Annotated in this window: 12 protein-coding genes; 4 read left to right on the plus strand and 8 right to left on the minus strand. The window is 36.6% G+C overall.

All coding sequences use genetic code 11. From position 1 onward, the window contains the following. Nucleotides 1-61: 61 nt before the first annotated feature. Nucleotides 62-268: a hypothetical protein gene (locus M901_RS10025; RefSeq protein WP_021278096.1), complete on the minus strand. Its 207-nt coding sequence runs from the start codon at nt 266-268 to the stop codon at nt 62-64. 180 nt (nt 269-448) lie between these two features. On the opposite strand from M901_RS10025, the gene M901_RS10030 reads away from it, so the two are divergent. Further along, nucleotides 449-1,162 (plus strand): endonuclease I family protein, encoded by a 714-nt coding sequence (locus tag M901_RS10030; RefSeq protein WP_021278092.1) that lies wholly within the window; start codon nt 449-451, stop codon nt 1,160-1,162. Here the strand turns inward: M901_RS10030 and M901_RS10035 are convergent. Continuing rightward, nucleotides 1,159-2,313 (minus strand): DEAD/DEAH box helicase, encoded by a 1,155-nt coding sequence (locus M901_RS10035; RefSeq protein WP_021278097.1) that lies wholly within the window; start codon nt 2,311-2,313, stop codon nt 1,159-1,161. The two genes, M901_RS10030 and M901_RS10035, sit on opposite strands and share 4 nt — an antisense overlap. 140 nt (nt 2,314-2,453) lie before the next feature. Between M901_RS10035 and M901_RS10040 the strand changes: the two genes are divergently transcribed. From M901_RS10040 to M901_RS10050, 3 genes are all read left to right on the plus strand, one after another. After that, nucleotides 2,454-2,972 carry a MotA/TolQ/ExbB proton channel family protein gene (locus M901_RS10040; RefSeq protein ID WP_021278098.1) on the plus strand — a complete coding sequence of 173 codons (519 nt, stop codon included), beginning with the start codon at nt 2,454-2,456 and terminating at the stop codon, nt 2,970-2,972. A gap of 3 nt (nt 2,973-2,975) precedes the next feature. Beyond that, complete coding sequence (locus M901_RS10045) at nt 2,976-3,365, plus strand: biopolymer transporter ExbD (protein WP_021278091.1); 390 nt, start codon at nt 2,976-2,978, stop codon at nt 3,363-3,365. Nucleotides 3,366-3,488: 123 nt separating this feature from the next. After that, nucleotides 3,489-3,860: a hypothetical protein gene (locus M901_RS10050; RefSeq protein ID WP_198295386.1), complete on the plus strand. Its 372-nt coding sequence runs from the start codon at nt 3,489-3,491 to the stop codon at nt 3,858-3,860. A 4-nt stretch (nt 3,861-3,864) separates the two neighbouring features. On the opposite strand, the gene M901_RS10055 is transcribed toward M901_RS10050, so the two are convergent. The 6 genes from M901_RS10055 to M901_RS16535 form a co-directional block, all read right to left on the minus strand. After that, on the minus strand, nt 3,865-4,233 hold the full coding sequence (locus M901_RS10055) for a hypothetical protein (protein WP_021278088.1): 369 nt from the start codon (nt 4,231-4,233) through the stop codon (nt 3,865-3,867). 7 nt (nt 4,234-4,240) lie between these two features. Continuing rightward, complete coding sequence (locus M901_RS10060) at nt 4,241-5,458, minus strand: MFS transporter (protein ID WP_021278087.1); 1,218 nt, start codon at nt 5,456-5,458, stop codon at nt 4,241-4,243. Nucleotides 5,459-5,466: 8 nt separating this feature from the next. Then, the gene (locus M901_RS10065; protein WP_021278093.1) at nt 5,467-6,405 is read right to left on the minus strand and encodes a hypothetical protein; all 939 of its coding nucleotides are present in this window, start codon (nt 6,403-6,405) and stop codon (nt 5,467-5,469) included. An 8-nt stretch (nt 6,406-6,413) separates the two neighbouring features. Continuing rightward, on the minus strand, nt 6,414-7,694 hold the full coding sequence (locus M901_RS10070) for a lysine N(6)-hydroxylase/L-ornithine N(5)-oxygenase family protein (RefSeq protein ID WP_021278095.1): 1,281 nt from the start codon (nt 7,692-7,694) through the stop codon (nt 6,414-6,416). Beyond that, nucleotides 7,691-9,400: an IucA/IucC family siderophore biosynthesis protein gene (locus M901_RS10075; protein ID WP_021278094.1), complete on the minus strand. Its 1,710-nt coding sequence runs from the start codon at nt 9,398-9,400 to the stop codon at nt 7,691-7,693. Before M901_RS10075 ends, M901_RS10070 begins: the two co-directional genes overlap by 4 nt. Continuing rightward, nucleotides 9,397-10,352, minus strand: a 956-nt coding sequence (locus M901_RS16535) for a GNAT family N-acetyltransferase (RefSeq protein ID WP_021278090.1), incomplete at its 5' end; no start/stop codon positions are given. The genes M901_RS10075 and M901_RS16535, both read right to left, overlap by 4 nt.

A 10,352-nucleotide genomic window follows, 5' to 3' on the forward strand; every position in this document is an offset into this window, starting at 1 on the left:
TAAAAAAAGCCCCTCAACTTCAGAGGGGCTTTATATTCTATTGGTAAATTTATAAAAAATTTTAAGATAAGATTTTTTTAACCCCTTGGGTCTCGAGATATAGAGAAGCAAGTTTATAAATATCTTCTCTACTATTTCTAAGATAAGCATCCTTGAGCTTGATCCTCGTCTCAACTTTCTCAACACTATCTTGAATGACGTCTAATTCTTGATATGAAAGTTCATTCTTCTCTGTATAAAAAAGGTCATTTAGGTTCTCAAAATTCATACTATCCCTCGCTATAATCAGCTAACATAGTATTTTTATTGGATAAAATCAGTTAAGTATGTAAATTTTATATGTTTTTTTTACGTTAGGAATTCGTAATTTCAACAACTTAGAAATATTGGGTGAGATTTATTTTTTACATCCCGAATGAAGTTAGATACTTTTAAATAAGGACACAACTTGGAGCATATTATTAAATCTCTTCTCTTAGCACTTACCCTGATGGGATCGGCCTTAACGGCACAAGCTAATCCACTTAATCACAATGATTACCAAGACCTTATGAATCTTAGTGAAGGAAACTTTAAGAATGAGTTAAAGAACCTCCTAAGAAAGAACTTTAGATCTCTAGGTTACAAGAGAGCTAGAATAGTCATCTTTGAAAAAGTTGATAATCATAATGGTGTTGTTTGTGGTGTCTACGAGAAGAAATGTATTAAGACCAGAAAACTTCCTTCACATAAGGTTATGAATGTTGAACATACTTGGCCTCAATCTAAAGGAGCGAGAGGAGATGCTAAGAGTGATCTTCACCACCTCTTTCCAACTGATAGCCAAGCAAATTCAAGACGCTCAAGTTTTGAGTTTTGTAATGTTAATAAAGTAAAGTGGCAGGGAGACTATAGCCGTCTTGGTTATAATATGAAGAATAGACTTTGCTTTGAGCCACCTCATGAGCACAAGGGAAATGTTGCAAGAGCGTTATTCTACTTTGCGATCAAATACAATATTCAAATTGATAAGGCCGAAGAAGATACAATGAGACAGTGGCACGTTCAAGATCCAGTTGATCAAGCTGAAATTGCACGTAATCGCAATGTTTCTCGTCATCAAGGAAATATCAATTACTTCATTGAACATCCTGAGTTTGTCGATAAAATCAGTAACTTCTAATTTTTAGAAAAGCGGTGATTATCATCCCTAGCAATTTTCTGTTGAAGAAGAGTCTCTATTCTTTCTAGGGCCGATGACTCCTTTTCAAAATCAAGATCAATCAGTGAGATAGCACGGGCCGAGAAATCTCCTCGACCAGCTCTTCCTACTCTATGAACATAGCTTTCTGCATTTGAAGGTATAATATAATTGATCACCATTGTGATATCATCAAAATCAATTCCACGGGCCGCAACGTCTGTGGCAATCAGATAACGAACTTTATCCTTTTTAAAAATTCTCACTGCATAATCACGATTCTTCTGATCGAGATCTCCATGTAAAAGAGAATTCTTAAGTCCAACTTTCTCAAGCTCTTCACTTAAGTCAATTGCCATCTTTTTAGTATTCACAAAAATCATGGCCTTTTGAACACTCTTTCTCTTCAAAATAGAACGTAGACATTCAAAACGATCTTCGTGGGAAATAGCGTAGTAGACATGTTGAATATTTTCCGGGACCGTTATTCCACCACTTTGTTCTACTTCAACAGGGCTTTCAATAAACTGCTTTGTAAGATTTCGAATCCCCTCATCCATTGTGGCAGAAAAAAGGATTGTTTGTTTTCTATTTTTAAGAAGCTCAATAATTTCTTCAATATCTTTTCTAAAACCAAGCTCCAACATTTTATCGGCTTCATCTAAGATTAACGTCTCAGTATTTTCTAAGAAAACTTTTTCCGCTTTGATCAAGTCAATCAGTCTTCCAGGAGTAGCAATGATAATTTCCACTCCTCTCTCAAGAGCTTGTAGCTGTTTCTTTTTCTGTGCCCCTCCTGTTAAGAGAGCAATTTTCGGAGAAAAAGCTTTGGAATAAAAACGAAACTTATCTTGAATCTGTGAGGCCAATTCCCTTGTCGGACAGAGAACTAAGACACGAGTATGAAATGGAATCTTCTTTTTCTGATTCTTCAGTAGATAATCTAGAGTTGGAATAGCAAAGGCCGCACTCTTTCCTGTCCCGGTTTGAGAAATACCAATCAAATTTCTTCCCTTAAGAAGAGGACCTAAAGTTTTTTCTTGGATTTCCCTAAGCTCTACAAACTCACAAAGAGTCAGTGACTTGAGTAGCAAGGGGTCCAAATTAAAATCGCTAAACTTCGCTTTATTCATGTGATTAATGTAATAGAATTTCTATCGCAATACAATGACGCACATAAACATTTCAAAAAGAAGCAAAATGTTAGGGACTTGCCAAAACTCCATAGAGAAAGGACAATAGAACGTAGATATTTTTTTAGAAAGGAGCTTTCATGCGTTTATATGAGTATATTCAACAAGGTGGACCAATTATGTACCTACTACTGGTAATTAATATTGTAGGTTGGGCCATTATGTTGTCAAAATTCTACTTCCTCACAGTTGAGATGAAAATGGCCGAAAAAACGTCATCTGAACTTAGCGAAGATTTAAACAAAATGAAGAGTGAACTCGATACAGCATCACTTATTGAGCTTACAAAACAACAATTGGCCTCTTATATTGTAAAGGCCGAAAAAGGCCTAAATACTGTTAAGATTATTGCTTCAATATCTCCACTACTTGGTCTTTTGGGAACTGTTATTGGTGTTCTAACGGCATTTCACGTCATGTCTGAGACAGGACTTAGCAATCCCTCATCATTTGCTAAAGGGATCTCAATGGCCCTTATTACAACTGTTGGTGGAATGATCGTCGCAATCCCACACTTTGTTGGCCACAATTACCTACTAGGTCTTCTCGACAAGCTCGAAACTGCTCTAGAAAAGAAAATCATGGAAAAGGTACTTTAATTTATGGGAAAAAGATCAAGACAAGAAGTTACCGCCGACATCACTCCAATGATTGATGTTGTCTTTCTTCTTCTAATATTCTTTATGACTTCAACAGTCTTTAAGAAGACTGAGCTGGCCTTACTTCTAAACTTACCAAAAACAGAATCAGGAGAATCAGCTGCGGCCAATAATAAGGCCCTTATAATTGAAGTCTCAAAAGATAAGACGGCCATCGATGGAAAAGGTCTGTCTTTAGAAGAGTTAGAGGCGAAACTCTCAACAATAAAGAATAAAGAAAAGCCTATAGACCTTAGAGTAGATAAAGAAGTTAAGTACCACCGTCTTGTTAAGATTCTTGACCTTCTCAAGAAGTTTGACCTAAGCAATCTTTCACTTATCACTGAAAACTAAATAGAGAAGCTCCTTCTTAAGGAGCTTTTTTTTGCTCAAAATTGAGGCATCGCTCAACAACTTAAACTCCCGAAATAACGAAAAATTAGTACTAAAGGCCAAGACTAAATTATACTTCGTACTATGAGATACTTGCGAGTTCCTTTAGCTATTCTTCTCTTATTAAGTGTGACTGAGGCCACTGCGAACTCATATCAAACAGAGTTACGATTTGCTCGAGAAGTGAAAGGACAAATTGAAGAGACTCTAGATAAGGGAAAGTTACGCTACGAATACGATCCAAAGAAGAATATCAGAATCGTTTGGCGTGACAGAGAGATATCTCCGGCAGACTATGCCAATCTCATGAAGGCCTATAATATCGCACACGACATTGAGAGAAAGGTCAGATTACAGAATGAGCTTAAGTCCCAAGACTTTAGACATACTGAATTTCCAGAGCGTAAAGGCCCCTCCTATCCACTCGTAGAGAAACAAACTGCTCCACCTAAGTGAAGCTTCATTTTTGTCCTGTTGTAAACCAGAGACTCGCCTGCTCTCTTGTCTCCATCACCCTATAAGGACATGGCATAGCAAGAGAGAAAGCACGACTTTTAAGCTTATCAGAATTCTTCGCATCGGCCTTGACTCGAATAAAACCAAGGCATTGATTTCGAAGATGCTCTTTATTAAGCTTAAACCACTTATTCAGCTGAATCTTTGATTCCTTAGAAAATGCTTTTTCTCCACTAACTTCTAAAATTAGACCAAAGTTCATTTCATCAGAGAGCCTAGCTAAAAGATTGAGAAATTGTTCTTCATCACGATCCTCTCGGGGCTCAGTGATAATAATTTCGAAGATATTATTATTCTCATTTATTTGAATCATAAATTACCTATGCGTGGAGTGCTTTTGCTGACGATTGTTTCAAGATCATCATAAGAGATAATACGAGTATAAAAAGTGACACAAATAAAGTCACATAGGACTCTGGAACGACCTTCATTTTCATCGAAAGCGCAATAAGACCAGCACCAACAGCATAACCTAAGGAATGGGCAACACTGGCAAGTCCCAACTTCTTACCAAAGACATTTGTTTTCTCTGTATTCTCTTTGGAATGACTCGTTAATGATAAATATGCTGGAGGGATGAGGGCCGTCGCCATCGCCACAAATCCTATAGAAGTCCAAATCATTTCAATACTTGTCGCCAACATCATCATATAGGTTCCAATAACAATTGAAAGTGATCCGATAACAACTCGTGGTTGCCACTTTGCCTTAAAGACCATAATACTGAGTTGTTGAAAAATAATCGCCATCAAACTTAGAACAAGTATAATTTTTGCAAACATTAACGTTGCCTCTTTTCCAGAGATACTGAGAACAGTCTTGAGATGGTGACCAAGGAAGCTGTGTAGAATTCCTACAAAACTTGTAAAGATCATTGCTAATAATATTGGCATTAATGATTCTCTAATTGAAACTTTCCATCCGTCCAAGATATCTTTGAAATTGGTTTCCTGTACATGAAAGCTGGCCGGTGCTTTACTAGAAGTTGAAAAGACAATAATGGCCAAAATCAAAACCCATACTGTCGCTATATAGATCACTAGTTCAAAGTTTACTTGTTTTGCTAGAACTAGAATTGGACCAAGAATTCGCCCCAGGTTCAAACACATTGAATTCCTAGTTAGAACCTTTAAATGCTGGTCTTGAGGATAGAGATCAAGCTGCCATGCTTGAGAGACAGGAACAATTGCCGAACAAAGAAGCCCATAGACGATTCGACTCGCAAAGACTGCAGCAACCTTAAGACTTAAAGACAATTCTTCATTAAATAGGAAGATTGAACATAGAAAGGCAAAAGAGAGACACATCCCAAACATACCAAGACTAAGAACTTGCTTTCTCCCCCACTTATCACTCTTTGCCGCCCAAAATGGTCCCATAAAAGAGAAGATTAATGAGCCAATACTAATCGCTAAAATAATATTTGCCGTCACAACACTTGTTTGCTCTGCAATATAGGGAATCGTTGTATATAAGACCATTTGAATACAACTAAAGGTCAATGTATTTAAGTAAGGGAGAAAAAGCTTCTTCTGCATAAAATTTCCTAGAGATTTACGTTTAGGGTCATACCAATATTTGTACGGTCAGCTCTCATATCGGAGGCCACAAATTTTACACTTGGAGCAATCGATATATCGCGGCTAAAGAAGTAAGTCATGGCAATAGTTTGTTGCTTCTTTCGGTCTTCAATCTCTGCACTATCTTTCATTTGAAAGAGTGAGAAAACATCAGTGATGAGTCTAAAGGCCATATTCCTCTTTACATAAAATTCAGTAGAAATATTTCCTCTTAGTGTATGTTGAGTTTGATATGGTTTAAGTGAAAGTTTATAACCCTTGTATATTGTTTCACTCTTGTCATAGATATAATTCTCATATGTCATGGTCGCCGCAACATAGGCATATTTATTAATCTTATAAGCAGCAGCGTGGCTATACGCAGCTGCGGCCCTTAGTCCGTTGTCACGATAAACCCCTCTTGTCGCCCACTGAAACTTTACAAAAGAAATATTTTGTAGCTGACCAATATGATAAGTTTTGAAATAACTAATCGTTGGATCATCAAAGTCTACATTTTGGTGATTCTCATCAAATTTTCTCTGTGTCGCCGAGTCCTCCGCTTTAAAAGAAGAATGAAAAGGTGTCGTTGAATAGACTCCTAATTGTAGAGATAAATTATCAGATTTAGTTAAACGATATTTCACCCCGAAGTTTCCACTCAAACTGGCTAAGCTGGATTTTTCTTGAGCATTTAGAATATTTGGACGATCTGCACTGATAGGATCCTTTAGACTCCCGCCTTTATAAGTAAATGAAGAGTAAAGACTATATTTATTCAGAGAACCTGACAGTGTTTTAAGAGTTGGGTTTTCAACGACATCCTTCTTATTAACTGTTTGCTTTTGCGAAACTTCCTTCTCACTTGTATTAGCGATTGTCGCCAGAGAAAAGGTCATAAAAAATGCTGTTACTATATATTTCATTTCTTCTCCTATGAGTTAAAAAAATTAATAAATGAACTTTGTGATTCATTTTGAAGATATATTTTTTCTTCTTTTAGATTATTTATAATTTTGGCAGATCGCCATGACATTAGACTTGTCTGAGGATCGGCCACTCCATGACCATGACGACTATAATTCATGGCATAGATATGACATCCATTAAAACGTCCCTTTATTTTGTAATTCTCATCGATAATTAATCTTCCTTGATCATCAAAATCGATTAGGTCTTTTATTCCATTAAGATAATCAGGAAGCCTAGATGTGAATCCTGTTGCCAAAATTATGATATCGGCCTCATAGATTTCATTCTTACCATCAAAGAGATTCTTAATTCCTGCTGAGTATGACTGCCCATGATCATGCACCTCACTTAGCCAGCGCATAGGACTAATGCGATACTTTGGGAATCTTTTGAGATAGAAACGGTCCATATACAACTCATTGTAGAGCTCTTGTAAGTAGTTTGGTGTATTACCATCACTAGTAAGTAAAAGACTCTTTGTATAATTATCTTTGATATTCTGCTCAAGTGAATGAAACCCTTCGACAAACTCAGGAGTGAAGATTTCATTTGTAAAGGCGCCTTCATCTAATGGTCTGAGATTCTCGCGACCAGAGATTAGATGGACATCCTTTGCACTTCCCCAGCGTCCTTTTAAAATATTGCGAAATGTCTCAACACCAGTTTGTCCTCCTCCAACAATCAGAACTCTCTTATTAGACAGATCAACCTTTTCAATTTCTTTTGATTTAGCGTGAAATACCTTGCTCCCAATAAGTCCCTTAACACAATTAGGAATATTTCTCTCTGGACCAGAAGCAATACAAATATTTTTCGCGTGAATTTTCTCAAATCCATTATCAATAAGGAAATGGTCATTATCTAATGAGACATTACTGACGGCCCTATCAAAGCAGAGGATCTCTTCTAACTCATGACTAACCCAAGAGAGATAGTCTTGAAATTCAATTCTTGTAATTGCTCCTCTATTCGTGTTTAAAAAGTGATAGAACTGTCCTTTCTTCGTAATATAGTTAAGAAAACTAAAAGAACTTGTTGGGTCAACCGGTGTCACAAGGTCTTTTAAATAAGAAGTTTGCATTGCGGCACCATCAAATATAAGTTCAGGATGCCAAGAAAAAGATGGTTTCATATCGAGGAATTTTGCACGAATCCCTTCTAGCGGATGAATAAGAGCGGCAAGACTTAAGTTAAATGGTCCGATTCCGATTCCAACTAAATCCAAAACATCTGTTTTGTTCATATTCTAACCTCTAAGTATTTCTTTAAGGGATTTTCGATCTCTCTACCAAGTAGAGGCTTGAGTCTGGTACTAGTCTCGCTATATCCAGCACTAAAGCGCACTCTGTTAACGAGTACTTTTTCAATTCTATCCCTTAATAAATTTACATTATTTTGTGGTTCACCCCATTCAAGGTGATATTGCATAATTTCATTCGCTATTATTTTGTAAAAATGCTCTTCGCTTAGAAGACCATTGAAATTCATGATTCGAGAAAGATATCTTAGAACTGTAATGAAATGACCAGTCAGAAGATCATGAATAAGATATTCTTCTGGTAATCGGTCTAAGATATTAAAGCTTTCATCATCTAAATGCTTCGAGTTTGTCGATATTCTAAGGTCTCCGTGAAAATCCTTAATAATGAGTCTTGAGGGTCTTGAATTCTCCATGACTAAGATAGTATTTTGTCCATGGGCCACTAACCCAAGACCATGTTCAACTTGTAATCGATACAAAGAAAGAATCACAACTCTTGTATAGTCTTTTAGCCATTGCTCTGCACCGAGCTCAGAGTTAATGATTAACTCCTTAACAAATGAAGAGTCTTCATTTTCCAATAAAAGTCCAGCTACAGGAATGGCCATCTCAGCCTCTGAAGTCTTGGCCTCAACACTTTCGCGCCAAACACAACCCAGCAGCTCTTTATAGCGATAACTTCCCAGCTCGGCCCTTTCAAAAGATGGCTTAGAAACTTTCACAGCAGCGACTTCTTTTAAAATATCTAATTGGTGACATAGAAGCTCATCAGCTTGAATTAGCTCTTCTAAACGACGAGAGATTTTGTATCCCTCTCTTATATACTTGCCCGGAATCCCTCTAACACATGATGTATTCAAGATTGAGAGAGAAACTTTTGTGTCATAAGAATGTCTTTCTCTTGCATCTCTATTTGAAAGAGTTCTTAGAGATGCCTGTGGGGAATAGTTAATACTCCCCTCTCCAAAATCTATGATATCTTTTCTCATAATTTCTTCGAGAAATTGAGTCGCTATATAGTTATTCCATTGCCATGGATGCACTGACATCAATTGATATTGGTTATTATCTATCTTCTCATTGAGTTGTCTGCCATCACGATCAAGATAGTTTTGCGCAATTTTTTGATCTATTCCAATTTGGCAGATCGTCTTTCTAACAGCGATCCATCTTAGCTTGAAGCGAGCTCTTCGCTCTGGTGAATAATTATCAATATCCGTCAAAGACCAACCAATTCTTCCCTTATTCATGATAAGCTTAGGATGTCCCGGCAAGAGCTGATCAATAGAAGTATAATTCTTTTTTAAAAGCTCTTTGAAGTTTAGGTCTTTAAGATTTTCATCTACAATAGAATCGGAATAAAGAGTTTGATTCGACTCCTCTAAATATCTAACAAGTGTCTCATCATCCATTTGACATACTTCTTGAATCTCATAGAAGAAGTCTCCAATGGTAAAGTTAGACACCTCTTTATCATCAATCAATTTTTGCATGCAATCAGAGGTAATATGAATATTGTCCCAAGGACCAGAAATGGCCTTAAAGCGATAAGAAATAGAATTATTAATATCTAGTTTATAACTACCATCTTCCGTCACCTTAACTCTGAGTAGCTCTTCATAGTAAAGCTCTTCGATTGCCTTCTTTATAAGGTTTTGGTGGAGTTGGTAATATCTTGAAGGATTCATAAAAGAGCTCCTCCATTATATTCTTTAAAGAAAAGTTCTTTTTCGCAGACAATTAAGGCCGATCTCTTATGCGGGAAATCAAACTCCTTAATAAATCGCCATCCTGGAAGTTTTTCCGCAAATTTTAGAATCTTCTTATTATCAGAACGAGGCTCACCCCAAACTCTCTCAGTCCGTTGATCATCCTCAAGGAGAAATTTTGTCGCATGCAAAATTCCATCATAAACAAAACGTGATCTCAGAACCTTTTGCTCACCAAATAAGAGATGAATCCCTCTGTCATAAACTTCTGCACCACAATAAGGAGCAATTCTATCATCGAATGCCCAATATGCCTCAAAATATCCCACCGCCATAGAATCTTTTTCAAGAATCAATGGTAACTGATAAGGGCTTGCTTTAAGATTTCTAATATATTTTAGCAGCTCTTCTTTAGAGACATCTAATTCCCAAAATTCCTTAACAAAATCCTGATGATGCCATTTATAAAATATCTCTAAGTCGCTTTCTTCAAGTGTTCTAAGACTCAGCTTGGAATAACCGAGATCATATTGATAGAGATAACCAGTACGTCCCATATTCAACTGACGAAGCGCCTTCAATGGATTAGGAATCTTATTATATATCTTCCAAGGTGAATCGATCGTATTTTCATTGAGACTTTCAATACAGCATCTCATATTGCCCTTTTGATAGAGCTCTTCCGATTCAAGAAGATAATCAAGAAAATCATCTTTAAACTCCGCTCTTAAAGAGAAAAGAAAAGTCCTAAAATCAGTCAAAAGAAGTTTCTCTAAATACTGCTCTGAATTTGAAAGTGAAGAAATAGTTTGAAAGACCGTATTCACCACAAGATAATACCCAAAAACTTTATTCACATCATCTTTGCCAAGAATATTACCTTTTGAGTCTCTAATAAATTCATATTTATGAGAGTATTTTTCATAGGCCT

The sequence above is a fragment of the Bacteriovorax sp. DB6_IX genome (assembly GCF_000447775.1).
GTDB lineage: Bacteria > Bdellovibrionota > Bacteriovoracia > Bacteriovoracales > Bacteriovoracaceae > Halobacteriovorax_A.